Origin of the sequence: Paenibacillus woosongensis (assembly GCF_009725165.1) — a bacterium.
In the GTDB taxonomy this organism is placed as follows: domain Bacteria; phylum Bacillota; class Bacilli; order Paenibacillales; family Paenibacillaceae; genus Fontibacillus; species Fontibacillus woosongensis.
In genome coordinates, this window is the sequence record NZ_WNZW01000017.1 from 68,695 (window position 1) to 87,211 (window position 18,517).

Genomic DNA, 18,517 nt, shown 5'->3' on the forward strand with positions numbered 1-18,517 from the left:
CCGCTGGAAGGCCATTGGGAAGCTATAGAGATCATAGTCTGAATTGAAGCAAATGAAGTCAATACGCAGGGGAGCACATTACAAGGCAGCCGAGGGGAAACGGGTGAAGGGTAATTGTGCTCCCTTTCTTGCAATAAGAGGAGGTAGACGAAGATGACAGCTCCGTTTGCAAGCAGGATGAGAATGCATTTACTTCAAGAAATGGAACAGGCTCCGCTTGATTTGTTAATCATTGGCGGCGGAATTACAGGCTCTGGCATTGCTCTGGATGCGGCTGCCCGCGGAATGAGAGTCGGGCTTGTCGATATGCAGGATTATGGGGCAGGCACGTCCAGCCGTTCAACGAAGCTTGTCCATGGCGGGCTGCGTTATTTGAAGCAGCTCGATATCGGCGTCGTGGCCGAGGTGGGCAAGGAGCGGGCGATCGTATATGAGAACGGGCCGCATGTGACGACGCCGGAGTGGATGCTGCTGCCGATTTATAAGGAGGGCACCTTCGGCAGATTCAGCACTTCGCTTGGGCTGAGGGTCTATGACTTTCTAGCCGGCGTGAAGCGGGAGGAACGGCGCCGGATGCTGAGCGCCACACAGACGCTGGCAAAGGAGCCGCTGCTTCGCCGCGAAGGGCTGCAGGGCGGCGGGTATTACGTGGAATATCGTACGGATGACGCCCGGCTAACGTTAGAGGTTCTTAAAGAGGCCGTGGCCCATGGGGCGCTTGCGGTGAATTATGCGCGGCTGGAGCGGTTCGATTATGAGGCTGGACAGATTGCAGGGGCAGAAATCGTCGATGTACTCAGCGGCAGGCAGTATACGGTAAAGGCCCGGTGCATCGTCAATGCTGCTGGCCCCTGGGTTGATACGCTGCGGCAGCTTGATGGGTCTCAGCAGGGCAAGCGGCTGCTGCTGACGAAGGGGATCCATCTTGTGGTGGATCAGAGCCGGTTTCCTTTGCGGCAGGCGGTGTATTTCGATACGCCCGACGGTCGCATGCTGTTTGCCATCCCCCGGGATGGCAAGACCTATGTGGGCACGACGGATACGGAATACACCGGGGATATGGCGCATCCCCGCATGATGGAGCGGGATCGGCAGTATGTTCTCGATGCCGTTAATGGCATGTTCCCTGAGCTGCGGATTACGACGAAGGATATCGAGTCTAGTTGGGCGGGCATTCGTCCCCTGATATACGAGGAAGGGAAGGGTCCTTCGGAAATTTCCCGCAGGGATGAGATCTGGCAATCCGAGTCCGGTCTGATCACCATTGCCGGCGGAAAGCTGACGGGCTACCGGAAGATGGCGGAGACGGTGGTGGATCGGGTTGCGGCTAAGCTGGAGGAGAGGGCTGGGCACGGCAGCGGGACGGACAGGGATGGAAATGGGAGTGTTGAAGAAACTGGAGGTTTCCGTAAGAGCGCTTCGGGCAGCGGGGGTGAGACAGGCGGCGTTGCTGTACCTGTTGTGGGTGCCGGTGGGAGATATCCGCCGTGCCGGACGAAGGAGCTGCCGATTTCGGGCGGCCATGTGGGGGGAGCGGCCTCTTTTCAAGATTATGTAGCGAAGAAGACTTTGGAAGGGGCCGGCCTCGGTTTGCCTCGTGAATTGGCTGGACGGTGGGCAGCTTGCTATGGGTCCAACGTGGATCGGCTGTTTGAGCTGGTACGGGAAATGGGGAATGAGCCTAAACTTCCCAGGGAAGTCAGCGTCCCGCTGAGGTATGCGATGGAGCATGAAATGGCGGTGACGCTGGAGGATTTTTTTGTCCGCAGGACGGGGGCGCTCCTGTTCGATATCGACTGGGTAAGGAAATGGAAGGGACCCGCCGCCGCATATATGGCTTCCTATTTGGGCTGGAGCGCGGACGAGCAGGCTCGTTATGCGGAGGAGCTGGAGAAGCGGCTGCATGAGGCTATTGTGCCGGAGGATGCTGTAGACGGTTAAGAAAGCGGGATTTTGTGAGGAAGATGGTTCCTTTTTGCCCTGGAGTGTGGTAGAACTGAAAAGGGTATACTGTGTTTATCGTGGAACCGAGAGTCGGATCGTGAGACGCGTTAGAGAAAGGATGCTTTTATTTTATGTATGTAGTTTGCAAAGATCATGTGGAATTAGCCATCGATATGTTCGTGGACGAGTTCGAGGAGGCTCCGGACATTGTCGATTTGGACCAAACGAAGTTTATCGAGTGGGATCCTCCGGTGACCTGCCAGGAATGCGAGCAGCGGGCGAAGTTTTTGATTTTATGACGTGCAGCTAACCTGGAGTGAATTGTGGCCATTTCGGACGGCTAAGCAAGGTGCATAGGGTTAGAGTCGATGGCACGGACTTATTGGAATGATAGATTAAGTGTAGAGGGCGGCGTCTTCATCCTTGGATGTGGAGAGCGGCCTTTTTGCGTAGATTAGCGATGATGGGTAAAATGAGTGGGAAGCTGAATTACTTAGGGGATGCAGGTTCAATAGGAATCAAACCAATCAGGGAGTTATAGGGTGTTATAGAGTGTTAATGGGAAATTATGGGGAAGTTACATAGACAATATACGTATGTGAACAAGCGTAATGGATTTCAAAAATGAGGTGCCGCTCTTCTCAGAGCAGGCTGAATAGGAGTTGCTCAGGATGTTCATTCAAATTATGGCCGTCGGCAAATTGAAGGAGAAGTATTTGGTACAGGGGATCGCCGAGTATGCGAAGCGGCTGACCCCGTACGTGAAATTTCAAGTCGTGGAGGTGCCCGACGAGAAAGCGCCGGAGACGATGAGCGAGGCGGAGGTGCAGGCGGTGAAGGCACGCGAGGGTGAGCGCGTGCTGGCCCAGGTGAAGAGCGATGCGCATGTCATCGCTCTGGAGGTCGGCGGCGAGCTGTGGAGCTCGGAGGAGCTCGCCGCCACGTTCGACAGGCTCGGCACGTATGGGACGAGCCATGTCGTGTTTGTCATCGGCGGGAGCCATGGGCTCGCCGATGCAGTGCTCCGCCGCGCGCAGCAGCGGTTGTCGTTTGGGCGCATGACGCTGCCCCATCAGCTCATGCGCCTGGTGCTGGTGGAGCAGATTTATCGCGCGGTGAAGATCAATCGGGGGGAACCGTATCATAAGTGACGGCGAAAAATTGGGGTTTTCTTTCCCCGGCTCGGGTTTGGGATAGTTCTTACTCGGCGGAAAAACATGGGGTCATGGCGTCGGGGTATTACTAGACGCTGCTCACCCATTTTTTAATCTGTCCGCTAGCTTCGTAATCGACTCAATGTCAAGATCGGTTAACTGATCAAGGAAATGTTTGCGTATGGCCATGGAGACAATGGGCCGGGCATCATCTAATGCTGACTTTCCAATGGGAGTGATGATGACTTGAACACCGCGATCTGAGTCTAATGGCTTCCTCATCACAAGGTTGCGTTTTTCCATTCGCGTCAGATGATGTGACAATCGGCTCTTATCCCAGTCCATAGATTTGGCCAACTCTTGTTGGCGAAGGCTCCCGTTCCCCAAAAGGTCTAACCGATCCAATACCCCATAATCGCCCTCGGATAGTCCGGTGCGCTCGGACATCTCTTTAATTACGCGACCGAAGATGCTTTGAAAGGAGCCTTTCCACTTATACCATAATTGAATTTCTTCATCGTTAAGTTTGTTCTTATCCATGGGAATATCATAGCATTGTTGACGTGACAACTTCAACGTGCTACATTTAAGTACAGGTTGATGTGTCAACCAAGCCTTAAATTGAAAAGACCAAGAAAGGAACATCAATTATGAAAATGCACGTAAGTACGTCTTCTCCAGTCATCTCGATAAAGCCGATTGTGCTGTCAGCCCCGGGCCGCGGTGAAGATTTGCAAGTGCGGGTATCGGCGCCAGCGACGGGTAGCCAAGTACCTATTATTATTTTCTCGCAAGGCTTTGGTTGGTCGATGGACAGCTACGGTCCGTTAGTCGACTACTGGGCTGCTCACGGCTTCGTGGTCATTCAACCTACCCATCTTGACTCGAGGACGCTGAATCTTCCTCCTGACGATCCCCGTACACCACTGATCTGGCGTTTCCGCGTCGAAGACCTGAAGCGCATCCTTGACCAACTTGATCTTATTGAAGCTTCCGTTCCAGGCCTCAGCGGACGTCTCGACCGCAACCGAATCGCCGCAGCCGGACACTCCTGGGGAGGCCAAACGGTGAGCATGCTGCTTGGTGCGAGAGTCCTCGATGCCAGTGGCGAACCGGGAGAGGACATGTCCGACTCGCGAATCAAGGCGGGCGTATTGCTTTCCACGACTGGCCTTGGCGGAGCTGATTTGAGTCCGTTCGCGGCAGAGCACTTCCCATTCATGAACCCGAGCTTCTCCGATATGAGGACGCCGACTCTCGTGGTCGCGGGGGATCATGACCAATCTCACCTGTCCAATCGGGGGCCGGACTGGTTCACAGACCCCTACTTCCTAAGCCCGGGCAGAAAGAGCCTGCTCACCCTCTTCGGGGCAGAACATATGCTTGGCGGAATCTCCGGGTACAATGTCGCGGAGACGACGGACGAGAATCCGGAACGAGTTGCTTTGCTCCAGCAGCTCACGTGGTCTTATCTTCGAGAGGCGCTCAATCTCGACGATTCAAGCTGGTTGGCGGCCCGGAAGGATCTGGAGAAGAGTGCCAATCCATTAGGTCGCATCGAATCTAAGTAAGAACCTAAAAGGCATGATCAAAGTAAAGCAAAGTAAGGGCCATATGTACCTTATATTCTCCTATCCTATAGAAAATCCATTCAAGTAATCGAAGCACAGAGTTTGAAGAAAAAATTTGTTGCTGTTGCGTCGGAGTGAATGAAATATTATCAACTTTAATAGCTTCACTGACAGCAGATGTCAGTGAAGCTATTTTATAATGATGATAATCAATGGTCACCGATGGATAGTTGGTATCACTTGATGAATTGTAAATAAGGAGAACTTGCAAATGAATAATACGGTATATCTTTATGTGTTTGACACAATGGCAGACTGGGAAATAAGTTATGTAACTGCCGAGCTGAACTCGGGAAGATATTATAAAAAGGGGCTGGCCCCATCAAAAATAGTCACCGTTGGAATTGAAAAGACCCCTGTAACTACAATGGGTGGATTGAAAATACTGCCTGACATTAAACTGGATGAGTGCAACATTGAGAACACAGATATATTGATTTTACCCGGTGGAGATACATGGACAGAATCCATTCACCAGCCCATCTTGAAAATCGCCCAGAGGTGTGTAAAGGATGGTATATTGGTTGCAGCGATTTGTGGTGCTACAATGGGACTTGCCCAGACAGGATTGCTGAATTCACGCCTGCATACAAGCAATGATTTGGAATACCTTAAAATGATCTGTCCCACTTACAAGGGCGAAAAGTATTACAAAATGGAGTCTGTTGTAACTGATGGAAAACTGATCACTGCATCTGGAATAGCTCCGTTGGAATTTTCTGTACATGTCTTGAAAGCTCTGGGCGTGATTTCTCCACAAACATTAGATGCCTGGTATAGTCTTAATAAGACTCAAGAACCCAAATATTTCCATGAGTTGATGAATTCAATCCAGTAAAGGTATAAGCATAGGATTGAGGACTTTTCAGAAGTTGTGTAATATCTATTTTTCACATAATTACGCAAAGCTCAAATCAGTTTCATTTTCTTGAGAAAAAGAGGGTGCCTCCGATAGCGAAATGGGATAATATGCTTTCGATGCTTTGGATACTTAGAACCGGAAAGAAGCTCACCGCCACACAGATCGCGGACAGTTTGGAGATCAGCGTTCGCACCGTGTACCGATATATCGACGCATTATGCGCCAGTGGTGTGCCGGTCGTCGCGGAATCGGGCCATGACGGTGGCATTCGTATTTTGGAAAGCTTCAAGGAGACGCCATTGTTCTTCAACTCCTTAGAGGTGAAGGCGCTCGTGGATGCGTTTAAATTTGCGCAAGGCGCTGGTTATCCATATACAGAGGAACTGGAAAGCGCGCTGAAGAAGGTGGAGAACGGGCTGCATGAAGAGCAGCGCCACGATCTGTCTCATCAGTCGAATGGCTTGGATGTGATCACTCCGTCGCGTCTACCTTCCGTCGTTCCGTTATTACGTGACCTAGAGCAGGCGGCGAAGGACGGGCTGACGGTTCGCATCACCTATCGCAAAGCGAATGCGGAGCAGGACGACGGACGAGAAGTTGATCCGTACGGGTTGGCTTACGACCGAAACGAATGGTACGCTGTCGCGTTCTGCCATCGGTCGCAGGCGGTACGGACGTTCCGCGTGGACCGCATCACACGGCTGGAGCCGACTGAAGCGCGGTTCGAAAAGCCGGAGCGTTTCTCCGCGTCCGTCTATTTCCGCGACCAGTCCGAGCGAGAACGGGAGGCAGACGGACCACTGACGGTCATCCGCATTGAGGGAGAGCCGGACACGCTGAACGCGGTTTGCCGCCACTGGCATATGCGCCACTATTTGACGGAACGGACCGATCGAGAGGTGCGGTTTCTACTCGACGTCCCGACGATGAACAAGCACCTTCCGATGTATCTAATGACATTCGGCACAGCCATTCGCATTCGGGAGCCACTGGAGCCGAAGCGTCGGATCCAGGAAGTGGCATATGGGATCGCCAAACATTATGACGAAGATTCCGATTGAACTTCACTGACAATGGTTGTCAGCGAACCTGGTACACGGTAGAAACAAGGCTGCGTCAGTGGTAGCCAAACGACCGAGTATTTGAATTGCTTAAGCGATTATTCGAGGTTTTTCCAACATTAGGATATGGGGATTCACAATATTTGAAGTGATCGATCAAATATTGTGAACCGTATCATAAGTGACGCCGAAATTGTTACTGCTTCAATCCACGCAACAAAACGAGTTTTCATACAACTCATAAACGGCGAGCAGCTGCTCCGCAAGACTTATCTCAGCGTTTGTAATCCATTTATTATATGCCATGTGAAAAATTTCGACTGCAAATCGCGCGGCCAGCTCCGACAGATTGCTATCATATTTGGCAGATAACGAGCTTGTGATAGACGCAATGAGCACTTGCCCCTTCAACAGCTCTCGTTCCTGCAGATCAGAGTGGCTTTGAATAATTTGATTCCGCGCTAGTACTCTCTCTCGCGAGCTTTCGAAAAACTCGGAATTCGATACAAAGCCTTCAACCGCTAGCTTCAGCGGTTTTGTCTCAATGTTTAAATTGTCAGTGATAAAAGCCGCGACCCACTGCCCCAGCTCATTGTTCGTGTCAAAAAGCACGTCCGACTTGTCCTTGAACTGACGGAAAAAAGTTCGCTCCGTCACACCCGCAAGACTCGCAATCTCCTGTACAGTCGTGTTTTCATAGCCCTTTTCCATAAATAATTTAACGGCCGCCGCCTGTAATTTTTCTTTGCTTTTCATTTTCATTTTCATCATTCCTATTTATGTGGTTAATGGAATAAAAATAAAATAGTCAGTCTCTGACATTTTTTCTTGACAATAAAAAACCCGCAGGTATACAATAATTTCAAATGTCAGTTTATGACACTATTTTATCAAAAAGAGGGTGAATACACAATGAAAATAACAGTACTCGGCTCACTTAGCCATAACTAATCGTTACTACTTATCGCTGACGGACACGACTAGGCTTCCACGAACACACTGCTAACCGTCTTCGCCGGAATGAGCCACCTATTACCACCTAGGCAGAGTCAAACTTGTAGGTTCGCGAAGGTTTTTACTGTTGCATATAAGGGGGAGAGACGATGAACGAAACACGGACGGATATTGAAAACAGAGTATTTTTAATTTCTGGGGGAACATCCGGAGTAGGAAAAGCAATCGCAACGGGACTAGCCAGACTTGGCGCCAAGGTCGTGATCATCAGCAGAAGTGCGGAGCGTGGGCAAGCTGCATTAAAGGATATTTCGGAAGCCACAGGCAACAACAGGGGAGATTGGGTGGCGGCAGATCTTTCCCTACAGTCATCGATCCGGGAAGTCAGCGACGTATACAAGCGGAAGTATGATCAATTGCACGTGCTTATAAATGCTTGTGGTGCAGTCTATTTTAAGAAGGAATTGACGGCTGAGGGGATTGATCGTATGTTCGCGGTCAATGTGCATAGTCATTATCTGCTGACTAACCAGTTGCTCGACATTCTCCAAGAAAGCGGTCCTGCGCGCGTCATCACAGTGTCGGGTAACCCTAGATTTATGAAGAATCCCATCATTAACTTCGATGATATTCAAATGGAGCACCAGTATAACACGATGCGTGCAACCAGCCAGTCGCTGTTCGCCAGGACATTATTTGCTTTCGAATTGGCAAAGCGTTTGGAAGGAACGGGAGTGACCTCCAATGCTTTTTACCCGGGATTTGTGAAATCCAATCTTGCGAGGAACGCGCCTTGGTATTTGAGGGTCGCTGCACCTCTCATGAACGCAAGTGCAAAGCAGAAATGCGAGATCGGGGTTTATCTGGCGTCTGCGAAAGAAATAGAGCGCGCAAATGGCGTGTTCTTCGATGATAAGAAGCAGATCGTACCGATTCATACCAAGTTTGAGGATGGAGCGGGAAAGAAACTGTGGACCTTGTGCGAAGGGCTGACAAATTACTAACCGAGCCGCTTGTCCAGCGATTAAGAATACTTTGTTAATATCTGATATATTAACAAACCTCTCGAAAACAAGAGTACAGTTGCAAATCCTTCCTTTGTCTCCCGGTACACTTTAATAGGAGTCTGTCTTTCAAGGGGATGAAACATAGAAAATTCGCCGTTACAGACAGCACGGTGAACCTTATCATAAGTTAGGGCGAAAAATGGTATAGATGTTTTTATCTTTGGACTAAGGAGCAACCGCTATGACGAAAGGCCATTCGACTATCTAGAGCAAATCGAGATCCTGCTGCACTCATAGCCAACCAGTGCGGCTGCGGAAGACATCCCCGCAGTTTCAAATTGTTAACACATGTAGAATCGTTGTTTAGAAGCAGATTAGATAAATTCATAACGAACACGAGAGCAAACAAAATGTACGGTCAATGGAATGATTTTGGACGTCTGCTCAATTATTAAGATGCTTTATAATATTCAAATAAGCATTTGGCGGCCCTATAGGCCGCCATTTGTTTGAATTGGAGTCTCTGCGGGCATCAATACTCGCGGAAACCGCGAAACACTAGAACTTCGCGTTGCTAAAAGTCCGATCATGCCCAAGAGGTAATCGTATCTACTGGTAATCGGTAAGAAGGATAGCCTTCTTTGCTCGCTTTACCGATCGAAAGCAGCATGACCGGCTGGAACCGCTCCTTGTCCAAGTGAAAGACCTCCGCGATTCGATCCTTGTCATAACCCGCCATTGGGTTGGTGTCATAGCCGTGGGCGCGAGCTACAAGCATTAGTTGCATGGACACAAGGCCCGAGTCCAACATGTTTATATCGCGCAAGGCGGATGGAGTCAGGCTTGCATAATACGGCCTTGCCTGTTGCAATTGCATATCTTTGATGTCCTGAGGCATGTAGCCAAGTTCTACTGCTTTATTAAAAATTTCGTCCATATATTCAATATTGTTGGAGTCATAAAACACCGCAATAACAGCTGAGGATGTCAAAACCTGTGTCTGGTTGAAGGAGGCCAGTGATGCGAGTTTTTCTTTGCCTTCGAGGCTGTCGATCACAAGGAAACGCCAGGGTTGCATGTTAATGGCAGATGGGGCGCGGGAAGCTTTCGCTAAGATCTCGGTCATTTCTTCCCGACTGATTTTCACTTCGGGATCGTAAACTTTAACGGAGCGACGTTCCAGTGCGATTTTGTTGAAATCGTTTGTTTTCTGGTAGTTGCCTGTAAGGATGCTCATACATGTTTCTCTCCTTTTTCGGTTGAGTTTGGAAATGATGTTGTTTACCAGTACCACTAAGATGGTAAACTATAAAGTACACTTTATAGCAAGCGCTAAGACTGGGGGATGGTCATGAGGATAAGTGAAGTAGCGAAAAGTACGGATCTCCCGATTTCAACGATCCGTTATTATGAGCAAATAGGCATTATCACGGATGAATATGTATTGAGGGATCAAAATAACTATCGGATTTATGCGACAGACGTCATTCATCACCTGAATGTTGTAAAGCATTGTTTGGCAGTTGGCTTTTCCATTCAGGATATTAAATCAATGATCTCGAAAAACGGAATGTCGAAGGAAGAGCATGTAAGCTTGATACAAATGAAAATTGCGGAAATTGAAGCAGCTCAAAAAAAATTAGATGAATCCAAGCAAAACCTGTATGACATTCTCAAGTTGGACATTACTTGCGAAGAGGGTTTCGGAAAATATTAACTCAACTTTCGCAACATGAAATAGGCAGATATGCCTTGATGTAATTGGACAAACCAGCGATCGGATTGCTGTAATTGACGTTGAATAACTGTTGTTGAGTTTTAAGAATTCTGACCGTTTAGCATCTGTAATCTTGACCAACCATTTGAGAATCTTCACCCTCCAACACGTTCCGTTTGTCAAAATAAAAAGCCGCTCCTGGAAGGAACGGCTTCGATTTTTATACTGAATTATTATACAAATAGAACAGTTGTAGCACTTCGGAAAATTGCTGTAACCATAAAACTGACCTTTCGCACTATTGTTGAACGAATGAATCCACCATCCACTTGGAAAATGTCTCTTTCTCTTCAAATTGTGGATAATGAGCAGATTGCTCGTATGTTATAAATTCCTTTGAACTCGCCTCAATTTGATCGAAGTATGCTTTGGCCGATTTTGCGGAAGTCATGTAATCATACTGTCCCATGATAAAATATACTGGTATCTCAAGTTTCGTAACGATTGTAGGCAGAGGCTCTGCCAGGGCTTGCCGAATTAAAATGCCTTGTGAGTAAGCTGCACCACGGTTATAACGGATGCGATCTAATAAGTTATACTCAGGTCCAAACCATAACCCCTGTTCCATATCCGCCTCAGCATCGATCAGTCTTGCGGCACCTCCATATTTGTGAACATATTGGCGAGGTACTAACGCAGTGCCGTTTCGGACTTGTTCGGTTAACCCTTGCAAATATTGAACGTCGGTCGTATTACCGCTTTGTTTCGCTTGATCAATCACATAATTCATACTATCCCATTCGCTATCAACAATATTAGACACCTGTCCGATGCCAATATAGGCTTCGTATTTATCTGGAGCTTGCTGTGCCGCCTGTATGCCAATATACGTTCCGGAGGAATGTCCGACGAGGATGACCTTCTCTTGATTCAAACGAGCCGAAATGTAATCCGTCAAAATCAATAAATCCTCCACTAATAGATCTGTCGAAAGATTGGAATAGTCCTCTCCAAAGTGATAAGATTTTCCGCTGGCTCGTTGGTCATATCGGACAACCGTAAAGTCCTTCTCCAGCAGGTCTTGGTACTTGGTGGCATAGGGGATTTCTGAAACCGCCGGACCTCCGTGTACAAAAATAACAACCGGATTGCTCTTATCCTGACCTCGTATCAGAAGTTCATGACCTGTGCCATTAATTTCGACTTGCTCAAGTATGCTTATGCTGTTTTTGCCCTCTATCTTGGGAGTCCAAGTGGGAAAAAACAACGCTAACCCAACAAGCAATATAATAGTTGCCCCCGAATATACCAACATTCTTCTTACCTTTTTGATAATCTCACCTCATTAATAAGAGTAGTTTTATGAACTCAACTTTCGCAACATGAAATAGGCAGATATGCCTTGATGTAATTAGGCAAACCAGCGATCCATTGCTGTAATTGACGGTGAATGATTGTTGTCATCCGCTTACCAGCTCTCGAAGCAATTTCATTGATCATATCGACCAATTGCTGAAGAGCAACTGCCCAATCGATTGTACCAACTTCATCGCAAAACAAATAAAACAGTCCGCCAAAAGATCGCTGATCCGTACTCTGCCGGTGCTGCCAAGCAAGCAGGATGTAACGTGAAAAAACAATTGTCGGTAGTTGATCGAGAGGTGCGAAAGTTGAGATATTAAATATAAGGCTTTTCAGACGACGATACCCGATTCCGTGCAGCGCCAATCAGCATGGGAATGGCAATCAGAAGGCTGATCATAACCGGAACGATAGAGCCCTCGAGTCCAAAATCTCCCCCTGTGAGAATGGCTGCACCGTTCACTTTCACAGTAAACAGACCCGCTGAAGAGTGTCCGGAAACAGGAATACCAAGTAAAGCCTCAAGTGCATTCCAGGCAAAATGCAGCCCCATGGCAAACCATAGGTTCCGTCGCCACAAGAATGCGGCTCCAAGCAGAATACCTGCTTCTATGGTAATGGCAAACCCGCTCCATAGGGTTGCCCCTGTATTTCCAAGATGGGCTACTCCAAAGAATAGTGAGGTTATAGCAAGTGCGACCCCGTTTCCCGCCAACTTACTAATTGCTTGAAGCATAAGCCCGCGAAAGATAAGCTCCTCAATAATAGCTGCGCTTAAAGCTGGTGTAACTGAGGATATTAGAACAGAACCCGTGTCCGCAGTACTCGCCCACTGAAAGGAATAACCTCCCGCAGCAACAATAATAGAAGTGGACACTGTAATAAAAATGGCTCCAGTTAGTAGTCCCATGCCAGCTTCAATTCCTGCGTGTTTTCTTGTAATCTCAGGAATTGACCGACGAGCCAGGTATTTCATCGTCAGCCTATAGACGATGATGGCCACAATCCCAGCCGTTAGTGTCAAAAGAAGAGAAGCAACTCCCCGCGTTTGCTCTGCTAATGGCCGGAATAGAGCATCCGCAAAAATAATGCCGATGGTCCCCACAATCATCCAGACGATTGGAAAGCGCCAAAATAAATCCCATTTACTTATTTTCCCACCAATATGCTGCTTCTCTTTATGTGCAGACATTTTCTTCATGTCCTGCTTCAGCCTCCTCTATTACTTGATAGACATGAGTATAGGTTGAAAAAGTCATAAAGAGAAAGTACGCTTTGGTCATGATTTGGTCATATGAACATGCTCAAAAAGCTGGCGACTATTATAAGTTGCCAGCTTCTTGGTATCGGCTTCTTAGTGATCCATGAATCCCGAATCAACCGGAAAAATAAACCAGTTTTAGTAAATCCAGTGTATCATTATAGTTTTCCTTCAACAATTGCAGGGGGACCTAAAAATAGGTATACAAACCATGTAATGCTTGCTGTTAATAATGTCGACGAAATCAAAGCTGTAAGAACACTATATGTTCGCCAAACAAGTATCGTTGACCAATCTAATGCACAGCACATTATAAACTGGACAATCGTAGCAACCAGCAAAATAGCTGTTACGATTATTCGCTTTTTTGTCATTGGCTGCCGCTCATTCGTTTTCCTTCTGCGTAATCCTAAGAGAAAGAACAGAACAGCCAAAAGGCAAAGAATAATTGTGGTAGACGACAAAATGATATCCAAAAGCTGTGTGCCGCTTATTCTATATGACTGCGTCAGATTGCCGTCTAATATATCTTTAACTTTTAGTACCATGCTTCTATTGATATTTGCGCCGTTGGTCAGCAAGCAGATGGCTATTCGTTCATTTGGCAGTATAACCACTTCCGTTCCGAAATTGGGATTGCCCCCTGGGTGCTCTATAATCGTTTGGTTGGCGTTTACCGACCAGCCCGCCGCATAATACATTTCGTTGACAGCCGGAACAGACATATCACCTTGATGTGATTTTTCGATAACCGTATGGAATATTTCGGGTATGTCCTGCACAATACCCATCTGTATGCCCATCCAACGCGCCATATCTTTTGTACTAGAAATGATGTAGCCTGCGGGTTTATTCCCGGAATAATCCGGCGCGTTATACGGTGTTGTCATAAAAAAGGAAGAACGGTAGCCCTGTGCCAACTGTCCGGTGGCTTGAGCATCTTCTTTATAAACATACGTCTGGTGAAGACCCAACGGCTGAAATACCTGTTCCCTCATAAAGTCTTCATAGCTTTGTCCCGACACCATCTCAATAACCAGACCTAATACGTCATAATTAACAGTTCCGTAATTATACTGCTCACCAGGATAGAACGACAATTCAGAATTTACGAGCATTTCTACGGTTTTTTGCAACATATCCGGCGTATTGCCTTGTGGAATGTTTTGACTGTGACTGCTATTTGTTAAGCCGCTAGTATGGTGTAAAAAGTTATTGAGTGTAATACTTTGCATATCAACGTGTTTCCCCTGATACTTTAACGTAAACCAAGGCAAATATTTCTGGATAGAGTCTGACATTGACAGCAGTCCTTGTTCTTCCATCAGCAGAATACCCATGCCGGTAAAAGCTTTACTTACCGAAGCCAGCTCATATAGAGTATTTTCACTTGCCGGCAGTCCCTTTTCACGATCTGCGTACCCGGAAGAAAAGTAGAGCACTTCATTGTTCGCAAGTATTGAGATTGATATTCCCGGTACACCTGATATACGGCTTGCATCATCCAACAATGTTTGTATTGAATCAGATTGCGAATCTGATAATGCATAACTTGGTGTTGCGAATCCGGTGAACAGTATAAGTAATGCAATCATAAAGACAATAATTCTTTTCATAGTCTCTCCATTCCCAAAAAACTCCCGTATGGAAAATATAAATAATCCGCAGTACGCCTGATTCCCCAAAAGTGTAATAAGATATATATTATGAAGCTTATATTTGTAAAATCTTATTGTATGTGAAGAATCATACGATATAAAAAATTAGATTGCTACCATAATCTTCTACTTACTACGAACTATTTTGCTAGGAACACAAAAGCCCCCTCTGCTTCATTAGCGGAAGCTGTGCGGCACAGGTCGTCGCCTCTTAGCTCTGCGAAGTTCAGGTTGCGCAAGTCATCTTCCGCTTCCAACAAGATGATTGGTCCGTGTTGATCAAGACGGAATGGGTCTTCCTCATCATCGACCAACTCGGTCTTCAGTTGTCGAAAAAACTCCGCGATGTTTTCGGCCAGCGCTGCGGGTGCTGTTCCGTCCCGGAGAAGGTCGTCTACGTCCTGCGGAGTGTTGATGGTTCGCATGTGTATCCCTCCGTAAAATGAAATACCCATTAACAAAGGGGCATTGGATCAAAATTATGATATATGTCAGAGAGTTGCTTCGATTCGGTAGTAGGGTATATAAGTCAGAGGTAAACCGTATAATAACCTTGACTTCGGAAATGATGTTCAGTATAATTTCCAATAACTTGAATACTCTGAAAAGCTAAGAAGAGAAAGAGTACCTTGGCGACGTCTTTTTACAGAGAGCTCCGGTAGCTGAAAAGGGGTAAAGAATAGCCTAGGGAACATGGTCTCAGAGCTGCGCATCGAAACCTCATGTGGTTGTAGGCTGCGCCGGAACCCGCATCCGTTACTGTGCTAGGGTATAAACGCGAATAGCGTCGTACCTGAAGAGGTGAATGCTGTGAGGCATTTTATAAAATTGGGTGGTACCACGTGAGCACAACTCTCGTCCCTTTGGGATGAGGGTTTTTTTGTGTGTCAAAAATAAGGGAGGGCATTTCATGGCGAAAATATTTATTGGTGGAGCATGGCCGTATGCGAATGGTTCATTGCATCTGGGTCGATTGGCAAGTGTGTTGCCGGGGGATGTATTGGCACGTTATTTCCGTGCGAAGGGAGATGACGTATTATACGTGTCAGGCAGCGATTGTCACGGAACTCCTGTCGCTGTTCAAGCTATGCAGGAGGGAGTCTCGCCAGGTGATATTGCAGATCGGTTCCATCAGGAATTTGTCGAATGCTTCAATCGCTTGGGATTCACTTATGATTTGTACACACGTACCGATCAAGAATTTCATCATCGTGTAGTTCAAGACTTATTTTTGAGACTTTTGGAAAATGAACATCTGTATAAAAAAACTATCCTGCAGACGTACTGTGAAACAGATCAACGATTCTTGCCAGATCGATACGTTGAAGGGAATTGCCCTGTTTGTGGAAATCGTGCCCGAGGAGATCAATGTGACTTTTGTTCAACATTGCTCGATCCAGCGGACTTGTCAGAAAAAACATGCAAAATTTGTGGAAATCCACCTATCGAGCGACCAACGGAGCATTATTACCTTGCACTGTCTCAATTTCAAGCTGAATTGTCCCAATATGCAGAAAGGGCTCAGGGATGGAAAGAAAATGCTATCCATTTGACTCAGAGGTACTTAAATGAGGGGCTTCAAGATCGTGCGGCGACTAGAGATTTAACATGGGGTGTTGAAGTTCCAGTTGAAGGATTCGACGAAAAGAAAATCTATGTCTGGGTTGAAGCCGTTAGCGGGTACCTGTCTGCAAGTAAGCAATGGGCAGTTCAGACAGGTGGTAGTTGGGAATCCTTTTGGTCGGACGAAGAGAAGAATCTAACCGCTTATTATGTTCATGGAAAGGACAATATACCTTTCCACACACTTATTTGGCCTGCTCTGCTCTTGGGAGTAGGAGGGCTGCATTTACCGGATCGAATTATCTCATGTGAGTACATGACACTAGAAGGGGAAAAGTTTTCAACAAGCCGTAACTGGGCAGTCTGGGTGCCAGACATTCTGAAAAGGTACCAACCGGACTCCATTCGTTACTTTCTGATTGCAAATGGACCAGAGAAGCGCGACACTGATTTTTCATGGAGGGAATTCATTTACAGTCACAATGGGGAGTTGCTTGGCGCGTTCGGAAATTTGGTCAACCGCACGTTGGCCTTTATCGACAAATCATTTGGAGGACGTGTTCCTTCAGGTGAACTTAGTGAGGAATGGAAAAGGGCAACCGAAAATATATATCGAGATGCTGGAACGCTAATTGAAGAAGGCCGTCTAAAAGAAGCGATTGAGTTGATTTTTACCTACGTTCGTCAAGTCAATAAATATTTTGATGAACAAAAACCATGGGTGCAAATCAAGGAAAATCGAGAGGCATGTGGACTTACACTATATTCTTGTGTACAGATTATCGCCAATCTCGCAAATTTGCTGGAGCCCTTCATTCCCTTCTCTTGTGAGAAAATAAGAACATTTCTTACGCTGGAAAGATCGAGCTGGCAGTTAATTTTTGTTCCAGCTGACTTACAAATTCAAAAGTTAGAGCTTTTGTTCGAGCGCATTGACGTCAGTCGGATTGAAGAAGAGCTAAGTTTGTTGGAGAAGCAAAAAATGTAGTCTAGAAAGGGCCGAGCGCAACTCGTAGTGGGGGTTCCGCTGAGTCCACGATCTTGAGAACGGCTTCTGCAGTCGCTAGAGGGTTGCCGCGTTTTTCGTTTGATAGACGCGTGAACACCTGCTTCCGCACATCGGCATAGACGTCCATTTCCGGTACTTGAGCTTGATCTCTTGCCCGATACGGAAACCTTGCGCAATGATCTGCTCGCGCTATTGAAGCCGCAATCGATCGAAGAAGGTGAACGCAAACTTCGAGTACTCGCAGGCAGGGGCTCCTTTTTTTCGTAGAATCCCGAATCGGTTAACGGAGAGATTATCGAACCGTGGGCTGTAGTGAATCGTGAGCTCATGCACCGGGCCGTCGGCCGCGGTGAAATCTCCACCCATGCGGACATTGAGATGGCTTGCCAGGTTATTACTTCAATGGCTTCTTATCGCGGACTGGTATACTGGCTTCCGCGCAGCACCGATCAGCATCGGAATGGCAATCACAAGTCCTAGGATCACCGTAACAATAGAGCCCTCCAGGCCAAAATCTCCCCCCGTGAGCCATGCTGGGCCGTTTGCCTTCACAGTAAACAACCCGGCCGCAGGAAGCCCGGACACAGGAATGCCAAGCGCACCTTCGAGTGCATTCCAAGCAAAATGCAGCCCCATGGCAAACCACAAATTACGCCGCCACAAGAATGCAGCTCCGAGCAGAACCCCTGCTTCCAGGGTGATGGCAAGTGCGCTCCATGGTGTTGCTCCTGGATTGCCCAGATGGAAGGCCCCAAAGGTAAGCGAGGTTATCGCGAGTGCAATCCAGCTGCCCCCTAATTTCTGTATAGCTTGAAGCATCAATCCACGAAACACCAGTTCCTCGACGATGGCTGCGCTCAGCGCTATTTCAATGGACTTCAAGAGAATAGAACCCGGGCCTGCAGCCGCCGCCCATTGAAAGGAGTAGCCGCCGAGCATAACAATAATAAGCGTGGACACTGCGATAAAAATCGCTCCCGTGATTACGCCCCGGAAAGCTTCCACCCCTGCGCGCTGCCCGGACAGCTCTGGAATAGGCCGCAAAGCCACGTATTTCATAATAAGCTTATACACCAGGATGGCTGCAAAGCCCAACAGTAGTGTTAAGAGCAGGGAACCGGCGCCTTCTACTCGCTCGGTCAGCACAAGGGATAGCCCCTGTACAAGAATAATAGCGACCGCACCCACAAGCATCCAGGTTATTGGAAAGCGAAGCAGCCTCTCTATGTTATGGGACCTTATTTTCTTCATGTCTTTCATCAGCTCCTATAACGTTTGGTAGTTATGAGTTTATGCTGAAAAAGTCATAAAGACACAGTGCGCTTTGGTCATGT

The 18,517-nt window shown here is 47.4% G+C and carries 17 protein-coding genes, 2 pseudogenes and 1 other annotated feature; of the genes and pseudogenes, 10 read left to right on the forward strand and 9 right to left on the reverse strand.

Going from position 1 to position 18,517, the window contains the following annotated elements; translation table 11 throughout:
* The first annotated feature begins 153 nt into the window (after window positions 1–153).
* From GNP95_RS23670 to rlmH, 3 genes are all read left to right on the forward strand, one after another.
* Window positions 154–1,941: a glycerol-3-phosphate dehydrogenase/oxidase gene (locus GNP95_RS23670; protein ID WP_155613292.1), complete on the forward strand. Its 1,788-nt coding sequence runs from the start codon at window positions 154–156 to the stop codon at window positions 1,939–1,941.
* 134 nt (window positions 1,942–2,075) lie between these two features.
* Complete coding sequence (locus GNP95_RS23675) at window positions 2,076–2,243, forward strand: CxxH/CxxC protein (protein WP_155613293.1); 168 nt, start codon at window positions 2,076–2,078, stop codon at window positions 2,241–2,243.
* 372 nt (window positions 2,244–2,615) lie between these two features.
* On the forward strand, window positions 2,616–3,095 hold the full coding sequence (gene rlmH, locus GNP95_RS23680; RefSeq protein ID WP_155613294.1) for a 23S rRNA (pseudouridine(1915)-N(3))-methyltransferase RlmH: 480 nt from the start codon (window positions 2,616–2,618) through the stop codon (window positions 3,093–3,095).
* Between the two features lie 102 nt (window positions 3,096–3,197).
* Here rlmH and GNP95_RS23685 read toward each other — a convergent pair whose 3' ends face one another.
* On the reverse strand, window positions 3,198–3,638 hold the full coding sequence (locus GNP95_RS23685; RefSeq protein ID WP_155613295.1) for a MarR family winged helix-turn-helix transcriptional regulator: 441 nt from the start codon (window positions 3,636–3,638) through the stop codon (window positions 3,198–3,200).
* Window positions 3,639–3,748: 110 nt separating this feature from the next.
* Here GNP95_RS23685 and GNP95_RS23690 point away from each other — a divergent pair, with 110 nt between their 5' ends.
* The 3 genes from GNP95_RS23690 to GNP95_RS23700 all read left to right on the forward strand — a co-directional run bounded on the left by GNP95_RS23690 (window position 3,749) and on the right by GNP95_RS23700 (window position 6,652).
* Window positions 3,749–4,669 (forward strand): alpha/beta hydrolase family protein, encoded by a 921-nt coding sequence (locus GNP95_RS23690; protein ID WP_155613296.1) that lies wholly within the window; start codon window positions 3,749–3,751, stop codon window positions 4,667–4,669.
* 271 nt (window positions 4,670–4,940) lie between these two features.
* Window positions 4,941–5,567, forward strand: coding sequence for a type 1 glutamine amidotransferase family protein (locus tag GNP95_RS23695; protein ID WP_155613297.1), 627 nt, complete (start codon window positions 4,941–4,943; stop codon window positions 5,565–5,567).
* A 140-nt stretch (window positions 5,568–5,707) separates the two neighbouring features.
* Window positions 5,708–6,652 carry a helix-turn-helix transcriptional regulator gene (locus GNP95_RS23700; RefSeq protein WP_230873981.1) on the forward strand — a complete coding sequence of 315 codons (945 nt, stop codon included), beginning with the start codon at window positions 5,708–5,710 and terminating at the stop codon, window positions 6,650–6,652.
* Window positions 6,653–6,856: 204 nt separating this feature from the next.
* On the opposite strand, the gene GNP95_RS23705 is transcribed toward GNP95_RS23700, so the two are convergent.
* Entirely contained in the window at window positions 6,857–7,414 is a 558-nt protein-coding gene (locus GNP95_RS23705) for a TetR/AcrR family transcriptional regulator (RefSeq protein WP_230873982.1), read from the reverse strand.
* A gap of 341 nt (window positions 7,415–7,755) precedes the next feature.
* On the opposite strand from GNP95_RS23705, the gene GNP95_RS23710 reads away from it, so the two are divergent.
* Window positions 7,756–8,610, forward strand: a complete 855-nt coding sequence (locus GNP95_RS23710) for an SDR family NAD(P)-dependent oxidoreductase (RefSeq protein ID WP_155613300.1) — start codon at window positions 7,756–7,758, stop codon at window positions 8,608–8,610.
* A gap of 362 nt (window positions 8,611–8,972) precedes the next feature.
* Window positions 8,973–9,068: pseudogene (locus tag GNP95_RS25865) on the forward strand (YdeI/OmpD-associated family protein); the annotation flags it as partial.
* Window positions 9,069–9,199: 131 nt separating this feature from the next.
* Here GNP95_RS25865 and GNP95_RS23715 read toward each other — a convergent pair.
* Window positions 9,200–9,850, reverse strand: coding sequence for a nitroreductase family protein (locus tag GNP95_RS23715; RefSeq protein ID WP_155613301.1), 651 nt, complete (start codon window positions 9,848–9,850; stop codon window positions 9,200–9,202).
* Window positions 9,851–9,964: 114 nt separating this feature from the next.
* Between GNP95_RS23715 and GNP95_RS23720 the strand changes: the two genes are divergently transcribed.
* Window positions 9,965–10,330 (forward strand): MerR family transcriptional regulator, encoded by a 366-nt coding sequence (locus tag GNP95_RS23720; RefSeq protein ID WP_230873983.1) that lies wholly within the window; start codon window positions 9,965–9,967, stop codon window positions 10,328–10,330.
* A 298-nt stretch (window positions 10,331–10,628) separates the two neighbouring features.
* On the opposite strand, the gene GNP95_RS23725 is transcribed toward GNP95_RS23720, so the two are convergent.
* From GNP95_RS23725 to GNP95_RS23745, 5 genes and pseudogenes are all read right to left on the reverse strand, one after another.
* Window positions 10,629–11,663 (reverse strand): alpha/beta fold hydrolase, encoded by a 1,035-nt coding sequence (locus GNP95_RS23725; RefSeq protein WP_330163603.1) that lies wholly within the window; start codon window positions 11,661–11,663, stop codon window positions 10,629–10,631.
* Between the two features lie 35 nt (window positions 11,664–11,698).
* Window positions 11,699–11,974: pseudogene (locus GNP95_RS23730) on the reverse strand (IS4 family transposase); the annotation flags it as partial.
* Window positions 11,975–12,008: 34 nt separating this feature from the next.
* Window positions 12,009–12,893, reverse strand: a complete 885-nt coding sequence (locus GNP95_RS23735) for a CPBP family intramembrane glutamic endopeptidase (RefSeq protein WP_196427304.1) — start codon at window positions 12,891–12,893, stop codon at window positions 12,009–12,011.
* A gap of 218 nt (window positions 12,894–13,111) precedes the next feature.
* Entirely contained in the window at window positions 13,112–14,569 is a 1,458-nt protein-coding gene (locus GNP95_RS23740; RefSeq protein ID WP_155613304.1) for a serine hydrolase domain-containing protein, read from the reverse strand.
* A gap of 182 nt (window positions 14,570–14,751) precedes the next feature.
* A complete protein-coding gene (locus tag GNP95_RS23745; RefSeq protein WP_155613305.1) occupies window positions 14,752–15,036 on the reverse strand; it encodes a hypothetical protein in 285 nt (94 codons plus the stop codon).
* A 177-nt stretch (window positions 15,037–15,213) separates the two neighbouring features.
* Window positions 15,214–15,477 (forward strand) — a binding site (T-box leader).
* Window positions 15,478–15,521: 44 nt separating this feature from the next.
* Between GNP95_RS23745 and metG the strand changes: the two genes are divergently transcribed.
* On the forward strand, window positions 15,522–17,162 hold the full coding sequence (metG, locus tag GNP95_RS23750; protein ID WP_155613306.1) for a methionine--tRNA ligase: 1,641 nt from the start codon (window positions 15,522–15,524) through the stop codon (window positions 17,160–17,162).
* Window positions 17,163–17,582: 420 nt separating this feature from the next.
* Here the strand turns inward: metG and GNP95_RS23760 are convergent, their stop codons facing one another.
* Window positions 17,583–18,434 carry a CPBP family intramembrane glutamic endopeptidase gene (locus GNP95_RS23760; RefSeq protein ID WP_155613307.1) on the reverse strand — a complete coding sequence of 284 codons (852 nt, stop codon included), beginning with the start codon at window positions 18,432–18,434 and terminating at the stop codon, window positions 17,583–17,585.
* Window positions 18,435–18,517 lie beyond the last annotated feature (83 nt).